The organism is Bacillus sp. LL01 (assembly GCF_001037965.1).
In genome coordinates, this window is the sequence record NZ_LFEL01000002.1 from 433,944 (window position 1) to 450,936 (window position 16,993).

Sequence of the window (16,993 nt, forward strand, 5' to 3'; positions counted from 1 at the left end):
TTCTATTCACCTCAGCTGTCAGGGTGTATGGATTTGCGATAATCTGCCGGAGATTGGCCAAATTGCTTTTTAAAAACCGTGCTGAAATACCCTGAACTGGAGAAGCCAACCAGATGAGCAACGTCAATAATCTTAAGCTGCGGATCCTTTAAAAATTTTTTGGCATTCTCCATTCGCAGACAATTTAGATAATCACTGAAATTTTGGCCGACATGGTTTTTGAAAATCTCAGATAAGTAAGCGCTATTAATATGGAATTGCTTGGATAAGGTGGAGAGTGTAATTTCACTGGCATAATGAGTCTCAATGAATCGTCTTGCATTTTCCACCAACTCAGAACCGCTTGAAGAAGAGCGGACTTCCTTTACCTTCTCCACAATGGCCTGAGCCAATTGATGAAGTTGCTCTTTCACCCTGCTTTGGGAATTGAGCTCCCATATGCTTTGCTGGCAATTCCAGATTCTATCTCTCCCCTCCACCGTATCCACATCATATTTTCTGGCAAGTGAACCTAATAGAAATAGAACCCGGTTGGAGAGGAAGGAAAATGCCATCATGGAGAGATTTTCTCCTAAAATATCCTGGAGGGAATTCTGGAATGCCCGTTGGTCGGCATTTTCAATGGCATTCGTTAATCTCATCTCCACATCCAAGGTGAAATTGAATACATCGTTTTGAGCCACCCCTTCAATAACCTGTGAAAGGGGCCCCACCTGACTTTGACTCCAGGAGAGCAGCGCGGAAATATAACCATTCTTAAATTGTGGAAAGCTTGTGACACTCTTCCCGATTCCGATAACCGTTTCTACTTTTAAATATTCTTTTAATTTGACCTGCAAGTTTCTGATAAAATTCGATGAGTGCGTTAAGGCTGTATCATTCTTTTGCCATATAAAGTGAATCATATTGGCATAGCCTGCATCATAGAAGAAATATGTACCTTCATTTCTTTCAGCATATTCCTTGCAGAACATCTTGAATGGTAACAGCAGCTCTTTTAATTCTTCGGGGCTTCCTTCTGCTCTTCTTATTTCAACCGTTATGAATTGTACCTCGGTATTCTCCTGTGCCAAAGTCTCCAGTTGCAACTGTTTTAACCTTTCCTTGGCAACATTATATTCCGAGAATTCCTCCTTCACTAAATACAGTAAATACTGCTCGCGCATCTCCTCCAGCTGGTTATGGACAACCCTGCTCATGCGCTCCGTTTCCAGTTGTTTTTTCTTTTCCTCATCTGCTTCGATGCGGATTCGTTGCAGTGCCTCCTCCAATTCATCAGGAGCAACAGGCTTTAGAAGGTAATCTTTTACTCCCGCCCTCATCGAGGATTTTGCATATTCAAAATCGGAATAGCCCGATAACACGATTATTTTTATATCTGGGTACTCCACATGGCATCGTTTGACAAATTGCATTCCATCCATAATCGGCATGCGAACATCTGTAATGACGATGTCCACTTCTTGTTCTTTCAGAATCTCGAGGGCTTCCTGACCGTTTGCTGCCTCAGCGACAATTTCAAAGCCTTCCTGTGCCCAATCCATTTTCATTCGGAGACCTTTACGAATTTGAATCTCGTCATCACTAATCAGTACCTTCATCATGTATATCCCCCTTAACTTTTATACATAATGTTATCTTCGTTCCTTTGTTTCTCTCAGAATCAATGTGAAAGCTGAAATCGTCCCCATAATAGAGCATCAATCTCCCCAGGACATTCTTCAACCCGATACTTGTCCCTTTGCTGGCCAGCACATTCGTGGAATCATTCATATCTGCATTCATCAAATCTATTATGACTTCCTCTGACATCCCGATGCCATTATCTTCAACCGAGATGAATACCCGGTCCTTTTCTTTTACTGTCTTAATATTTATTTCTGCATACGTGTTCTCTATAAAGCTGTACTTTGCAGCATTTTCCACAAGTGGCTGGATTATAAATTTAATAATAGGCAGCAGCTTTGTTTCCGGTTCCTCTTCAATACTAATGGAAATGGCATCTTCGTACCTGACTTTGAGAATGTCTGTAAAATTGCGAATATAATTTATTTCCTGGCCTAATGATACGACATCGCTGTGGGTATTCAAGGAATAGCTCATCATCCGCCCCAAATAGACACTGACATTGATAACGTCTTTGTTTTTCCCCTGTGCAGCCAATCCTCCAATAATCTCGAGCGTATTATTCATAAAGTGAGGATTAATTTGGAGAAGCAATGCTTTATATTCTGCATCCTTTCTCCGGAGATTTGCTTCATATTCGATTGTAATCAGTTTATTCAACCGGTCAATGGTCTGGTCGAATACTTTAATATGATAGCCGATTTCATCTTTGGGTGATTTTATTGAAGTCATATATTGCTTTGCACCTGTAAAATCCCCTCGCTCGACATATCCCATCGCTTTGGTCATTTTCCCCAGAGGTCGTACAATATTGGTGGAAAACAGATAGGAAGCAAGAATTGTCAGGATAAAGATGACTGCGGAAGTATAAAGCAATCGTTTTTGCAATTCATGGACCTTGGAAAACAACTCCGATTTGGTGATTTCACTAAAGAGAATCCATTCTCCTACAGAGAGTTTTTGATAGAAAACGAAGTATTCCTCCCCCTCATGAGAAGTTTCTATTAAACCGTTATCGCCTCTACTATTCGCAATTTTCTCCAGACTATCATCCAGTACTTTCTCTGGAGTGCGTATGCTGCCTGTCAGAACATTTTCACCTATGCTGTTCATTAAGTAAACCCGGCCATTTTCCCCTAGTGTTACTTTTTCTAGGGCCTTTTCCAGCAAGGTTGATGGCAGATTCACCTTTATCACTCCGGAGAGGTTAAGCGTGTAGATATCATACAAAGGAATTACAAAACTATTTACATAGCTTTGTACATAAGTTTGCTGATAGGCGTCTGTATGTGCCTTGATCCAACGCTGATTTTTTTCTGAGTAATCTTGATACCACTCTACTTCGGAGAGAAAAGGGTGATTCGTCCAGATTCCTGTGCCATCATTCATAAAGACAGAAATGGACATGGTGTTAGAATTATTCAAGGCCATGGAAGACAGCCAGACTCTTAGTTCGTTTCGGATAAAATGAAGTTCCGCCTGTGATGCATTATCGCTCTCTTCCAGCTGCAGCCATTGCTGCGTGTTTTGATTCACCAGCACCTGCTTTCCAAGATCCTCGGCTTGAACAGTTACGGAATCTAAATATAAGGAATATTGATCCATCATATCAAGAGTATTGCTCTTAGTCTGCTCTTCAATAACCGAAGTAAACCAGCTCGGAATGATAATGGACAGAACAATAAATGGGACCGTTAACATAATGGTGAAAATAAAAAACAGCCGATTTCGCAACGAAAAAAACATATAGCCCCCCAGAGAGATAACCTTTATAATTATTACTTCTATTCTAATGGAATAACGTTTATAAGGTATTATTTTGTTTTCTTACTATTCTTATAAATTAACAGATGAATCGGTGGCTGTCACTGTCGGAATTGCAATGGGGACGGTTCTTGCGCTTCTTTTTAAGAAAAAAGGAAGCAAAAGACCCGTCCCCACGCTCTTTCTCACCTCTCAAATAATTTCCCCCTCATATACTTAGTAATAATGTCCGTTCACAAGGAGCGAAAAACATGGCGAATAGACCACCAGTGTTGCAGAGAGGAGATACGATTGGTTTAGTTACTCCGGGAAGTCCGCTTGATGCGGCGATTATAGATGCAAGGGTGCAATTTTTGAGAGACATGGGGTTTAATGTTGTTTTTGGGAAGTACGTGTATTCTATAGATGGTATCGTGGCAGCTCCTGCAGATCAAAGAGCAGAGGATATTATGGATATGTTCCAGAATCCGAATGTAAAGATGATTCTACCGACACGTGGGGGGACAGGGGTTCAGGGTATTCTTCCCTTTTTGGATTATGATGTCATCAGGGAAAACCCTAAGCTCATTTCAGGGTACAGCGACATCACTGTATTGTTAAACATTCTGAATCAGTTTAGTGATCTCATTACCTTTCATAGCTTGATGCTTATTGATTTTCGACCGGAGACTCCTGCTTATAATTTTAATCAATTTTTTGCAGCGACCTCCACATTAACTTCTCCTCGGCCCATTCTGAATCCACCGGAAATGGCGCTTATGAGTATAACACCTGGAAATGTGACAGGTCCCATAGTTGGAGGGAATATGACATCCATCGTGAATACCCTCGGGACCCCATATGAAATCGATACAAAAGGGAAAATTTTATTCCTAGAGGATGTCCACACACCAATGAACATGATGCTCCGGTACTTTACCCAGCTATCCATGGCAGGGAAATTTGATGATTGCCTTGGCATTATTATGGGGGAATGTACCGATTGTCCGGTTTCCTATAACACCACATTTGCAGACCTGGTGAATTATTTTCTCGTGCCAATGAAGAAACCGCTAATGGTAAATCTAGCTACTGGACATGGCAGATATAAAGCTGCTATTCCGATAGGGGCAACTGTTAATTTGAATACAACTAATACTACTTTAACCGTTATAGAGCCAAGTGTTTCTAGCTGATAGTAGATTGCCAAGTGCTTCAGGGGGACATTCAAAAATCACCGTCAACAGGTCTTCATACCCTACATGAAGACCTCTCCAACCGGAAAAACGGAGATTTACGTAAACCACTCTAAAGAAGCGAAAGAACCGTCCCCATACATACATATCCAAATTAATTAACTACAATTGGGGCACTATATACGCTAACTGGAGGGATTTAAGATGATGAAGAGGATTACACTATTTTCATGTTTAGCATTCCTACTGCTAATGGGACTTCAACCAGCTTCCTTTGCAGAGGCAACACAGCAATCAAGTGAACAGGCGCCAAGCTATGCAAAGTGGGGGCAGCTAGCGATGAAACGTATGAAAGAAGCCTACCCTAAAGCGAATATTGTGGATTATCTTCATGTGGGCAGACAGGAAGGCCCCGTGTTAACAACAGAAAAATTTAGGTTATGGCTAAAAGAAGGGGATAGGGAGTTCGGGGTCAATGTAACGATTAGTTTTTATAACAAGACAGAGACGGTAAAAGAAGTTAAATTAGAAGAAATAAAGCGGAGAAACAATGGTAAAAGACGCTAGACAGAGGGATTCACGTGCCTTCGAGAAAAATAGCCCAAGGTTAATGTACATAACCTGGGCTATTCATATCCTATCTCTATCTCAGCTCGCTTTTTTGTATCTGAGAGGACTGACTTTCTGGGTACTTCAAAAATGGGCAGGCGTGCATGGCCCCTCTACCCTCCCCTCTCCCTTCCCAACAAAATGCCGTCTCTTATTGTTCTTTTGCTGAAAATGAAATATGGAGCTTGGACTACTTCGGTTAGGGTAGCTATTGTTTCGATGCCTGGTAGTATAATGTCTTTCCTTTTTTTAGAGAGTCCTTCTATTTTTGTTCGCTCATTAAGTGATAAAAGTGAGAGGTCTCTAGCGATAGATTTAATTTCCTCTACTTTCATTTCATGTTGCTTTGAGTTGTATTTGGCTTGATATATTTTTCCTAAGTTACGGGCTGTGCCCCCGATACCGATAACAGGGTGCTTTACATCCGTTAACCACGAAACAGATCGGAAATTAGAGGATAGAAAGGAGCGAAGCTTGTTTACCTGCATACTAGATACTTGATTTGTAGAGGTGAATTTGGCATTTAAGGATACAGCACCAAATGAAAAGCTGTGGTATTGAACAAATTTCCTCTCCCGAAATAAGGTAACTTCTGTACTTCCACCACCAATATCGATTATTATTCCATCCTCCATTGTGATGGAATCAATCACTCCTAAATATCCGTAATATGCTTCCTCATATTCACTCAATACACTGAAAGAGTAACTTGTTTGCTTTTTAATTATAGATAAAATTCCTTCCTGATTGACCGCTTTTCTTATTACTTCGGTTGCAAACCCAATAACTTCTGAGACGTTAAAAGAATCAATCACCTGTTGGAATTGTTTTAACGTGTTAATGATGAGCTGGATTCCCTCCTTGCTCAGATGTCCATTCCCACTTAAATGATTCATAAGCCGTGTTGCAACTTTAGCTTTTTTAATTTCTTCAAAGTTTCCAGCAGGATCAATTATATATAAAGCTAACCGAATAGAGTTGGATCCTAAGTCAATTAGTGCTACAACTTTGTCTTTCACTGCTGTTTTACACCTTCCTTTATTCGGGGACAAGTTCCTCGACCAAAATTAGTAGTATGAAGGGAACGTCTTCAAAATTGGGTCACCGTGCCTGTCCCCACGACGCTCCTCACCCCTTCTTCAACCGCCAATTAACTTCACGAATTTCAAACTCCTCATACCCCTGCATCTCCCCCCACTCTTTTGTTTGGTGGTAATCTTCATGGGAGGCGTCATTTATTATAGAAAGAAATGTCTCAAACCCCATCTCTCCTCCTACATCCTCAGGCGGGGCATCCCCTTCACCACCCGTACAAATAGGGAAGTTGACCGTGTAATCATCAATAACCTCTTCCACTTCAATGGTATGCTTCCAGTTATCACCGAAATCATAATTATAAACGATCTTTGTATCCGCAAAATCCTTTAGCTTCTCGCCTGTTTCCATTTTCATAGAAATCACGCCCTGGTAGCCAAAAGCTTCATCATTACAGACCAGGTTAAGGCTTGGTCTATCATGCCACTCGGAACCATCTTCCTTCTTCTCAAAAATTTCATAGTCATGAAGATGGCTATTTTGCCAGGAGAAAGCAGTCTGCAAAACGTCATGTAGCTCTGGGAAAGTGATGCCGGCAGGAACGGTGATCCGCCTCCACACATTGTGCTGTTCAAGCTCCAGCGTGACCTTCAGCACCATTGCCTCCGTATTAAAAACAGGTTGACCCGAAAACTCCTCCAAATCCTTATACATCTGTTTATTAGGATAAAAATAAGCCTTCTTCCCGTCCCCAACCAACATCGAGCTAATCCACTTGCTCATCTCCACTTGCACGATGGAACCCGGTTCCCATAAATCCTCACCAAAATGAACTGCTTCACACGCCTTATTTAACCGCGCCACCAACTTACGGTCTTTCGTTTTGGAGTACATCATGCCTGTTGAAGCTTGCAGATACCCTTCAATGATCTCTTCATTAATAGACTCAGCATGAAAAACCTCACGAATCGCATCCTTAATTAACGTGTCAAAATTCTTTTTATCCTTTGCTTTCAAGCCATAAAGTACAACGGCATACCGATTTTTATCATTAACAAGAACGAAGAACTTTTCCCTGCCAAACTTCATAAAATTGGCATGCCACCCAAGCAGCGGATTACCTTCTTCTCTAGGTTCCTGAGGCGTCACTTTCAACTCGTCGAATAGCTTCTTCGTGCACTGAATTAGCATAGGAACTCTCCTTTAATCGTATTGCTTTGATTTTATCATAGGAATGGGTCGGCGTGCCTGTCCCCTCGAGTCCCCTCTCCCTAACCCACCTTTCCCGTAAACCTACATACCGGATACCCGCTACATCCATAAAAAGCCCCATACTTCCCTTTCTTCAAAGAAAGCTTCCCACCACACTTGGGACACAAATCGGAACTCACTGGGGTAACTATCTCCCTCTTCCCTACTGCCTTTACTATTGCTGCCTTCTGACTTTTCTTACTCTTAATCGCCTCTACATGTTTTTTATGTACCATCTTCTTTTGCTTTCTATCCTTAATGACCAGTTGTTCAAGGGCATTGTTGATTTCCCCGAGCCCCGTCTCACTTATCTGTCGAGTTAACGATTCCTTTATGACACGGTTTAGCTCTGGAATCTGAATGACTCGCGCGGAGCTAAAGTCGTCCTCAAATTTCAAGGTAGACCTACTGGAAAAAGCAATGATAGATTGAAAGTTATGTTGCTCTCCAAGGTAACTTTTTAGTGCCTGAATATGCCCATAGTTTTGCCAGATTGGGTTCAAGAATTTTTCTTTTCGCTTATAAATCACCTGCGTCCAATTCCGTTGATTTTCCTTCCCGAAAATCCACCCATCATAATGCTTCGTTTCAATAACAAAAATACCGGTTGGCGAAGTGACCACATGATCCACTTGCGAAGTGCCACCTTCTTGATTTGGAACATATAAATCATGATAGACCTTGAACATAGGCCCAAGTTTAGCAAGCTCCTTGTTCACTGCCCGCTCCCCCGCTGCTCCTTTTATCGTTGCGAAATTGGCTTTTAAGTATAGGACACCTGCTAAGAAAATAAATGGTAAAACAAAAGGAGCAATAAAAGATAATATAATGACACCAATACAAATAACTGCGACTTTCTGAAGGTTAGACAAATAGACACCTCGTTTAGTTTTAATAGTTAGCACACTTCCAATAATAGGATAAGCGCTGGCTAGAATCTAGTATATTATGTAAAATTATCAGTAAAATAGAACTAATTAGTACAGTACTAAACTAAAAAGAGCCTGCACATTCCTTTTGAATGAGCAGGCTTTTTGTTATGTGTGCAAGCAGTCCTAGCCCCAAAATAACTAGAAAATTTTACAAGGAGGAAGCGCTAGAACCGTCCCCAAATGGTCCCCAGAGAGATTATTTATGTAAATATATGGATTGTCGTAATTTGAACGTGTTTTTTGTATACTTAGGAGCGTTTTTTGTACACTTTCGACTCTTTTTTGAATAATTCATTCAGTTTATTGTATAATTCACTTCACTAATCTAACTTGGAGTCATTCAGTCCAACCCAGCAAGGCAACCAGTCCGCTCGGACGATGTTATATCGATAAACCACTTGAAATTAGTCGATATATGACGCAATCCTCTAACCCCTAATGCAAAACTACCAAAAATTAATTTATTCAAACGTTTGATTAAAATTTTCTATTTTAATAAAGTAAGAGCCCGAAAATCACTCTATGAATCTACAAGTCAATCCTCGAAAAATTCATATAATTCCTCCACATCATTCGCCTTAAAGATCAATTTCTCTCTATCAAAAACCAACATAACTGGAAATTCTCCAATTCCAAGCTCTTCTTTGTAATCCACTACATACTCCTCATCGTAAACCATCCAAGTAGCAACCACTTCTTCATCCGCGAGCTCCCGGATCTTTTCATATAGAGTCTCTTGCAACTCAGAAGGCAATATCGACCCTTCTTCAAACATGACGTCGAGATTATAGCCATCTACATGCGATAACAGCCTTGCATACTTTTCTTCATAGGTCATCTCTAATAAAATGATTTCTTCCGGAGTACCTTCGAAACTACCTTCACTTGGTGGATTCACTAACACTTTTTGCCCCTTTTTCATATCTTCAATAGAAGCCTCTTTTCCATCCTCAAATTTTATCGCAGTTTCTTTGGTTAAATTAGCCATATATGAGTAGCCTTCGTCCGTCTGATTGGGACCTTTACGATTCCGCTTCACCCATTCAGAAATGTCTACCTCAACGCTATTTCCACTCACCTCCCACACCTTTCCGATCATTTTATCGTCTTCATAATGTGAGTATGGGTTTTCTCCATTGGTCAGTGGATTTGTTCCACAAGCTGTGAGAAGTGAGAAGCAGAATATAATTAATATTGTATATCGCATAGTTCACTCCTTTGGGCTAAGGGGAAAGTCCCTTCAACCCTTTTATTTAAATCTCACTTCTAATTGATCGAGTTCCCGTCTCATCTGGTAGACTATTTCTTCATATTCTGGATGTTTTTTTAATTCTTCTGATCCATCCTCAAATTGGTTGTAAATGAAGTAATAATACAATCCATTGCTGCTATCAATATAGAGCATTTCGCTCCCGTCACTTGAGTCCATAGTAAATTCTGCGGGATTTTGTACAGATTGTCTAATTTCGAAAATGGTGTCTTGAAGTAAACTTCCATTTGCCTTGGGCTTGAAAAAATGGTGATTGTGTAGTCCCTTTTCCGGTAAAAATGCGCTATACAGATCACCTGAATATTCCTTAGGGAAAATCACTTCGAAAAATTTAGTCGTGTAAACATCTTGCCCATCTCTTACTTCCCAGTCGCCATATGATTCCTGCTCTAATAATGGTAGATCCTTTTTTCTTTCCTCTTCTTCGGCGAGTAGCTGTTGCAATTCTTCTTCAGCTTTCTCTAATTCCTCTTTGTAAGTAACCCGATGTGCCTCTTGCTGCGCTTGAATTTTTTCAATTTCCTTTTCAATTCCTTCTTCATCTAAATCAAGGTATTCAAAATCAACCAATTCCTCTACAGTAAACCACTTATCCTCTTCAACCATAATGTCATTTCTTTCATCCTTCACCGCTCCCACCCCTGGACAATAGGTGACTTTTGCTCTCGGATAGTCTTCCAATAACATGGTGACAGCAAGGCAATCTAAAAACTCACCAGCAGGTGTTGTGATATTGACAATTGTAGGATGTATTTCGTACCAATAGGTATCTTCAAATCGTTGTTTATTTTCTAGAATGGTCGTAGGAGGTGAATGATACCAAATATCTCTTGTCTCCTCTAAGACAACATGATTTTTGGTTACAGAATAGACAGATTCCTCCCCATTTTCCCTTCTCGTGGAATCGTATCTTTTATCCGAAATCGTATAATATGTAACTTTTTCTCCCTCACGCTTTAATTCTTTTTGAAAAATGGTGTAATCCTCTGGTTCTGGAAGGTTTAAAGCACGCATTGTTTTTGTCCCAGTACCCGCAAAAACATATTCTTCTAGATTTAACGTTTCAAAATCTATTTCTGCCTCTATTCCCTTTTCAATACTCTTTTCTGCGGGATTACAGCCCACTAACATTAACATCAGTAAAACAAAGAATACACGTATCATTTTACACTCCTTACATTATTTAGTGGGTTGTGGGGACAGGTCTCTTGACCCGTTGGCCATTTAACAGATTAGAGCAAAACCGGGTCGGCATGCCTGTCCTCTTAATCCACTTAATCCATAATTTCTATATAATCAATCAAGTAGTTTCTCAGTAGTGCATAGTAAATACTTATGTCATTGTCTAGGATTCGTGCTGTGAAAACAACAATTATATCTTCTTCTGGTATGATAAATATGTTTTGTCCCTTATCACATGTCAATAAATCTTTAATGGTGAGGGTTTTAAGTGTTTCGTAATTTTCCATTTCCTTAATCTCAGGTATAAAATATTCAATGGACTGATCAGCACCTTCAATATGTCCGTTGAGCTTGGTACCCGGGTGGAAGCAGACCTTAATATCAAGCTGAAAGGTCAGCAGGAAAAAGTGATGAATTCGGTCAAGCGGTCCTCTGCAGCTGGGTTGGAGCGCGTGCGTGATTTGATGGTGCAGATAATGCCTAATCATTATTTGCAGCCAAGATTTGCTGGACTGCCTCCCAGCAATACCACCAACTTTGGAGAGTCCTTTACCTCCCACAACGGAAGTACCTATAATGGTAGTTGCCCCAGCGGTCTACAATCTTTTTCATGGTTCCTTTTTTTAACACACCGAATTGGGATATTTTTCGATAACTAGGTATTAAGATGTTTTCTGCAACGGATAGATCAAGGACAAGCCCTTCATCCTTTCGATCATCTGTTACAAGGGCAATACCTGCATCAATGGCACCTTTGGGTGAATTAACTTTTTCACCTTGCATCCTTACCTCTCCGCCGGAATGTTTTAAAAGTCCGAATATTGCTTTCGACAATTCTGTTTTACCTGACCCAAGGAGGCCTGCGACACCCAATACTTCCCCTTTCTTTACCGAGAAAGAGATGTTATGTAAACGCTTACTTACAGACAAGTCGTTTACCTCTAAAATGACTTCATTTTGAGGGGGTACTCGCTCAGGATACATATTTGTCAGATCTCGTCCCACAAGCATTCTTACAATCTGATCCTTTGTCAGATTTTTCACCTCGTCATTCCCGATGTATTGACCATCTCGCATTACAACTGCCCGATCTGCGACCATCATTACTTCATCTAGCCTATGTGTGATGAAAATGATGCCCATTCCTTCTGCCCGAAGCTCTTGCATTAAGGAAAGTAACTTCTGGGTATCTTCATTGTTTAAGGTGGCAGTAGGTTCATCCATAATTAAAATTTTGGATTCAAATGATAGGGCTTTGGCTATTTCGATTAACTGTTGTTCTGCAATGGAACATTCGTTGACAAGTCGATCTGGTGGAAGGTGTGCCAGTCCAACCCTTTTTAATAGATTTGCAGTTTGTGTGTGCATTAATTTCCAATTAATGATGCCCATTTTAGAAGTAATTTGCTTACCGAGGAAGATATTTTCGGCAATGGACAAGTCTTTAAGGAGATTGAACTCCTGATGGATAATGCTGATTTTTAATTGCTGAGATTCTTTCGGGCTCCCAATCACCACTTCTTTTCCTTCTATGCTGATTTTTCCAGAGGATGGGAGGTGAACACCTGCAAGTATTTTCATTAAAGTAGATTTACCAGCACCATTCTCTCCTAGTAGTGCCACTATCTCTGCTTTATTAACTTCAAGGTTAATTCCATGTAATACTTCTAATCGATTAAATGATTTCCTGATGTCCTCCATTTTTAGTAGGCTCATTGATTGCACCACCTTTTTAGTAAACTTTCCTTTTTTGAAAAGGTTCTTTTAAACGTCGCTGTTGCTTTCCGCAAAAGGCTTCGCTTATCCAGAGGGCGACCTTGAGCCTCCTCGGCGTTTCGCCTGCGGGTTTCAAGATTGTCGCTACTCCCCCAGGAGTCTACGCCTTTTGCTCCAATCAACAGCTAGAAATCTTTTTATTATCAACGGTTAACTGTAACAGAGCCTTTAAAATAGCATCAACCTCTGAAAATAATGCCCTATTAATAAACGACTCCTCCAACCAAAATGACGTTGGCATAGGGGGTGAATTCACCGGATCTGATTAGTCCTCTCGTGAGTTTTGTTTCTTCTTTGAATTCCACATGTGGGATATATTCCACTTCTATCGTTTGAAAACGTTGCAATATCTCTTTTTCCATTTCTGGACTTTTCTCTTTGATTTCCTCTGCCATGATTACTTTTTCTACAGAAAATTCTTCAAGTACAGTGTCAAGCAATTCCAAGAAAGGAACCATCCCTTCTTTAAGGGCCAAATCCACGCGGGTGTTCACTTCTTCTGGTATTGGAAGGCCTGCGTCGGTCACAACCAACCGCTCCATATGACCGGTCTCAGCTATCAATTTGTTTAATTGAGGATGCAAAATTCCATTCCGTTTCATCTATGTTCCCTCCAAATGTAAACGTTTAGATTTTTGTTCAAAATTTTTTAGTTGAACTTTTGACACGATTCTCGCACGATTAAGTAAGGGGATAAAATATGTTGTCTTTTTAAAGGATTCGTTTCCTGGCTGTTCATCATCCTGTCATGCAACAGTTGAAAAGCAATCTCCCCAAGATTGCGCATATGTCTTGATACCATGGTCAAATTCGGCTTAATGAATGTGGCTATTTCGATATCATCAAATCCAACAAATGCAACCTCTTCGCCAATTTTCCATTCTAATTGTTGCAATGCTTTCACGGCACCAATACTCATAAGGTTGTTACAGGAGAAAATAGCTGTTGGCCGTTTTACAGCTTTATAAAATTTCTTGGCGCTTGTGTAGCCGCTACCTTCTCTGAAATCCCCCTCCCCAATCCACTCTTGCCTAATTGGTAAGGCATATTCTTTCATTGCTCTTTCGTAGCCACGATAACGTTCAAGTCCTGGTGTGGTATCTTGTGGTCCTCTAATGATGGCAATATCTGAATGCCCTTTATTGATAAGGTGTTTGACAGCTTCATAGGCACCTTCACGGTTACCAGTCAATACTGTGTCTACATCATAGTTATGTATTTGCCTATCGACAGCAACAATTGGAATCCCCGCTTTAATAACCGGATCTAACTGGTTCCCATTTTCGTCAGCTGTAGTCACCATAAGCCCGTCCACACCACGCTCAATATAATGCTGCAATATTTCACTCTCTATCATTTTCGACTCATTGGAGCTACTGATGAGGGTGAAATAATTCTGTTCGAGGGCCGCTTTTTGGAGCCCTGAGATTACTTCAGAAAAAAACGGATTGGTGAAATCAGGAATGATTACCCCAATAGTTTTGGTTTCCTTTCGAACCATGCTTCTGGCAATTGCATTTCTTACATAATTCAACTCATTAATCGCGCGTACAATTCGTTCCTCTGTTGCCTGGCGCACGCCACCTTGCCTATTGACCACCCGTGAAACAGTAGCCACTGAGACATTTGCTGCCCTCGCTACATCCTCTATTGTCGGTTTCTTCTTCATGTCTCATCACCCAAATGTAAACGTTTAGATTTTGTTCAAAAAATTTTTTTAAGCGCTTTCATTACTCTTAATAGATAAAATAACATTGTTAATTAATTAGTGCAAGAAAATTTTGAATAATTAGCTATTTACAAGGAGTATTTAGGGATTAAACTCTACTTCTCCTTTGTGAAAATTTTTTAGTCATAATCCCTAAACTCCTTTTTCCCTAGCTATTTCACTATACCTTGCAAGAATAGTCGATATTTATCGAGCTAACAGAAGCGGACTCTCCCCCTCGCCCCTGAATATGCAATGCTCGAGAATATTCGAGGAGTCACTGTGACCAGAACTTCGTTTTCAAGAAAGGAATGTCTGAGCCTCCATGTTCATAGGCTTAGAGTAAAAGAAGGGAGCTGGTCTCAATGCTTGAGTGGAGTGCTGTTATTGCAGCTGTCGCGTTTACCATTCTCGTCGTCTATTTGATTATGACATTAAGAAAAGTAATGACCACACTTGCTGAAACAGAACAAACGCTTTCTGACGCACGGACAGCGGTGAACGGAATAACAGAGGAAGCAAAGGATTTAATTCATACAGCCAACCAAATTTCTGATGATGTAAAAGGAAAAATGAAAGCCGTAGATCCTTTAATTGAGTCCGCTCATGATGTAGGAGATATGATACACAATGTTACAAGTGAGATAAAGAGAACGGCTATGCAAAAGAGAAAACCAAAAACCATTCATACGCAAGAAAGCAATCCAGTTCAAATTAAATTGAAGTAAGATCATGGGGACAAACAGGTCCGTCGCCTACAAGGAAACGGACCTGTTTTTTATATTATTTCGATATACCATGCGAGATTAGTCGATATTTATCACATTAATAGTAGGCTTATCTGAGCAAGTCAAAAATATCGTTTAGTCAAACGTTTGTTTAAAAATAATTATCTTTGGAAAATAGAATTTCAAAAATTTTTATAATATTCCTTATCCTCAGCACCATCACTTTTTAGCATTAAAGCATAGACGGGTCGGCGTGCCTTTCCCCTCAGCCCACGAAATTCCATGCCTGTCCCCTTGATTTAAACCGTTCTCATTAATTCAAAGAAATGTTCTGGTTTTTGTGTTTTGTTAAGTTGATACCAAGCGTTTAGTGTTTCGGGCGATAGTACTTCTAGTTTTTTAAGCACTTCCCTTGCGAATTCAAGGGGCGCGATGCCGGATGCGGTGATTAGGTTATCACTGGTTGTTGCCAGCTGTTCTTTATCGTAGAACTTTTCACCTTTATAGGTAGGGCATACCATCTTCAAATAATCCAAGTTGTTACCCGTATGCTTTCTGTTATCGAGGTATCCTAAATTCGCTAGTGCCTCTGTAGCACCACATATTGCAGCAACGATGACTTCTGTTTCCAATGCTTCGCCAATTTTTTGTAAGATGGGGTGTTGGGCAGTTTCTCCCCAGGTTAACCCTCCAGGTAAAATGATTAGATCTCCCTTTTTAAAGGAACATTGATTAAGGGAAAGGTCAGGGGTTATTTTCAATCCTCCCATGGTGGTGATTGTGTCTTTGGTTGTTCCTATTGCCACAATGTTTAAAGGGGGGACGTCTTTTTTAAAGTATCTCCCTGTGTTTAATTCTGCTATTAAATAGCTATATTCCCAATCTGACATTGTATGAAATACATATAGATACGCGCTCTTTGTTTGCATTTGTGTTCGCTCCCATCATCATTGATATTATTAAGTATAATAAAACATCCCTGACATCCGCTGTCAGGGAAGTTTTATTCTTGATAAAATTTTATCAATGTTGATAAGGCATTTATCATTTCCTCTTTTAGACTTTGTGGCTCCATGACTTTGATGGAGGTACCAAAGGGGATAAGTAAGGAAGGAACATACGTGTGCAAGACTTGCTTATCAAGAAGGAAGGTTGCCTGATTATCTGTTCTTTGTTGTAGGTAATTCTCAAGGAACCAATGTTGACAGATATCCTTTAGTGCACTCATACTCCCTGTAAGTACGAGCACAGCAGTTTCTTTCTTATCAATAGATGGAAGAAGATTGTTTAGAAAATCCGCGCTTGTTGAAAAATCCTCTGGTTGTTTAAACTGGTTTTCCGTTGGTACTAAAGTTTCTATTCGATCGACCCTAAAACTGCGAATGTCATTTCTAAAATGACAAAACCCAGCTACATACCAATTAAGATTCCAATGAATAATTCTGTATGGATCTATCTTCCTCTTAGAATGTTGTTCCCTGCCACTCTTGTATTGGATATCTACGGAATATCCATCCAAAATGGCTTGTTCCAAAGCTTGGAGAGTGGATTGGGAAGTATGAGAGTTCAGGCGATTTATTACTTCCATGCTTGTAAACTGCTTGGCTATCTTTTTTTCCTGTTCTTGATTTGTATAGTTGCTTAGCTTGGAAATAGCCCTAGTCAGCGCTTCGCCGCCATAATACCCAGCGCCATCTGCAAATGTTGCAGCATGCAGTAAGGAAGTCTGCTCTTCCTGATCAAAGAAGAGAGGGGATTCATAAAATTGATTCAGTAATGTGTACCCTCCGTTATGTCCGGTGTCTGAAATAATAGGAACACCGCTTGTTGTAAGTGTATCAATGTAACGATAGACCGTCCTTATATTCATTTCCAGTTTTTCTGCTATCTGTTTGGCGGTAATTTTCTCTCCAGAGCTAAGCATCCAAAGAATCGCA

The 16,993-nt window shown here is 40.2% G+C and carries 16 protein-coding genes; 3 read left to right on the forward strand and 13 right to left on the reverse strand.

The window, feature by feature from the left end; translation table 11 throughout:
* Window positions 1-11: 11 nt before the first annotated feature.
* Together AB685_RS08550 and AB685_RS08555 are read right to left on the reverse strand one after the other, a co-directional pair.
* Entirely contained in the window at window positions 12-1,604 is a 1,593-nt protein-coding gene (locus tag AB685_RS08550) for a response regulator transcription factor (RefSeq protein WP_047970164.1), read from the reverse strand.
* On the reverse strand, window positions 1,585-3,372 hold the full coding sequence (locus AB685_RS08555) for a sensor histidine kinase (RefSeq protein WP_047970165.1): 1,788 nt from the start codon (window positions 3,370-3,372) through the stop codon (window positions 1,585-1,587). The genes AB685_RS08550 and AB685_RS08555 overlap by 20 nt, the downstream gene beginning before the upstream one ends.
* Window positions 3,373-3,641: 269 nt before the next feature.
* Between AB685_RS08555 and AB685_RS08560 the strand changes: the two genes are divergently transcribed.
* Together AB685_RS08560 and AB685_RS08565 are read left to right on the forward strand one after the other, a co-directional pair.
* Window positions 3,642-4,565 (forward strand): LD-carboxypeptidase, encoded by a 924-nt coding sequence (locus AB685_RS08560; RefSeq protein WP_047970166.1) that lies wholly within the window; start codon window positions 3,642-3,644, stop codon window positions 4,563-4,565.
* A gap of 204 nt (window positions 4,566-4,769) precedes the next feature.
* Window positions 4,770-5,132, forward strand: a complete 363-nt coding sequence (locus AB685_RS08565; RefSeq protein WP_053073763.1) for a DUF3889 domain-containing protein — start codon at window positions 4,770-4,772, stop codon at window positions 5,130-5,132.
* A 155-nt stretch (window positions 5,133-5,287) separates the two neighbouring features.
* Here AB685_RS08565 and AB685_RS08570 read toward each other — a convergent pair whose 3' ends face one another.
* The 9 genes from AB685_RS08570 to AB685_RS08610 all read right to left on the reverse strand — a co-directional run bounded on the left by AB685_RS08570 (window position 5,288) and on the right by AB685_RS08610 (window position 14,289).
* Window positions 5,288-6,193, reverse strand: a complete 906-nt coding sequence (locus AB685_RS08570; protein WP_047970167.1) for an exopolyphosphatase — start codon at window positions 6,191-6,193, stop codon at window positions 5,288-5,290.
* 109 nt (window positions 6,194-6,302) lie between these two features.
* Entirely contained in the window at window positions 6,303-7,400 is a 1,098-nt protein-coding gene (locus AB685_RS08575; protein WP_047970168.1) for a plasmid pRiA4b ORF-3 family protein, read from the reverse strand.
* 80 nt (window positions 7,401-7,480) lie between these two features.
* On the reverse strand, window positions 7,481-8,332 hold the full coding sequence (locus AB685_RS08580) for an NERD domain-containing protein (protein WP_047970169.1): 852 nt from the start codon (window positions 8,330-8,332) through the stop codon (window positions 7,481-7,483).
* 595 nt (window positions 8,333-8,927) lie between these two features.
* On the reverse strand, window positions 8,928-9,599 hold the full coding sequence (locus AB685_RS08585; protein ID WP_047970170.1) for a hypothetical protein: 672 nt from the start codon (window positions 9,597-9,599) through the stop codon (window positions 8,928-8,930).
* A gap of 42 nt (window positions 9,600-9,641) precedes the next feature.
* A complete protein-coding gene (locus tag AB685_RS08590) occupies window positions 9,642-10,826 on the reverse strand; it encodes a hypothetical protein (protein WP_047970171.1) in 1,185 nt (394 codons plus the stop codon).
* 110 nt (window positions 10,827-10,936) lie between these two features.
* A complete protein-coding gene (locus AB685_RS08595) occupies window positions 10,937-11,332 on the reverse strand; it encodes a hypothetical protein (RefSeq protein WP_128755824.1) in 396 nt (131 codons plus the stop codon).
* A 61-nt stretch (window positions 11,333-11,393) separates the two neighbouring features.
* On the reverse strand, window positions 11,394-12,560 hold the full coding sequence (locus tag AB685_RS08600; protein WP_053073764.1) for a sugar ABC transporter ATP-binding protein: 1,167 nt from the start codon (window positions 12,558-12,560) through the stop codon (window positions 11,394-11,396).
* A 263-nt stretch (window positions 12,561-12,823) separates the two neighbouring features.
* Window positions 12,824-13,222: a D-ribose pyranase gene (rbsD, locus tag AB685_RS08605; protein WP_047970173.1), complete on the reverse strand. Its 399-nt coding sequence runs from the start codon at window positions 13,220-13,222 to the stop codon at window positions 12,824-12,826.
* 47 nt (window positions 13,223-13,269) lie between these two features.
* Window positions 13,270-14,289 carry a LacI family DNA-binding transcriptional regulator gene (locus AB685_RS08610; RefSeq protein ID WP_047970174.1) on the reverse strand — a complete coding sequence of 340 codons (1,020 nt, stop codon included), beginning with the start codon at window positions 14,287-14,289 and terminating at the stop codon, window positions 13,270-13,272.
* 404 nt (window positions 14,290-14,693) lie between these two features.
* Here AB685_RS08610 and AB685_RS08615 point away from each other — a divergent pair, with 404 nt between their 5' ends.
* Complete coding sequence (locus AB685_RS08615) at window positions 14,694-15,056, forward strand: DUF948 domain-containing protein (protein ID WP_047970175.1); 363 nt, start codon at window positions 14,694-14,696, stop codon at window positions 15,054-15,056.
* Window positions 15,057-15,355: 299 nt separating this feature from the next.
* Here AB685_RS08615 and AB685_RS08620 read toward each other — a convergent pair whose 3' ends face one another.
* Together AB685_RS08620 and AB685_RS08625 are read right to left on the reverse strand one after the other, a co-directional pair.
* The gene (locus AB685_RS08620) at window positions 15,356-15,985 is read right to left on the reverse strand and encodes a type 1 glutamine amidotransferase family protein (RefSeq protein WP_047970176.1); all 630 of its coding nucleotides are present in this window, start codon (window positions 15,983-15,985) and stop codon (window positions 15,356-15,358) included.
* Window positions 15,986-16,059: 74 nt separating this feature from the next.
* Window positions 16,060-16,989 (reverse strand): YafY family protein, encoded by a 930-nt coding sequence (locus AB685_RS08625; protein WP_277814278.1) that lies wholly within the window; start codon window positions 16,987-16,989, stop codon window positions 16,060-16,062.
* Between the last annotated feature and the right edge of the window lie 4 nt (window positions 16,990-16,993).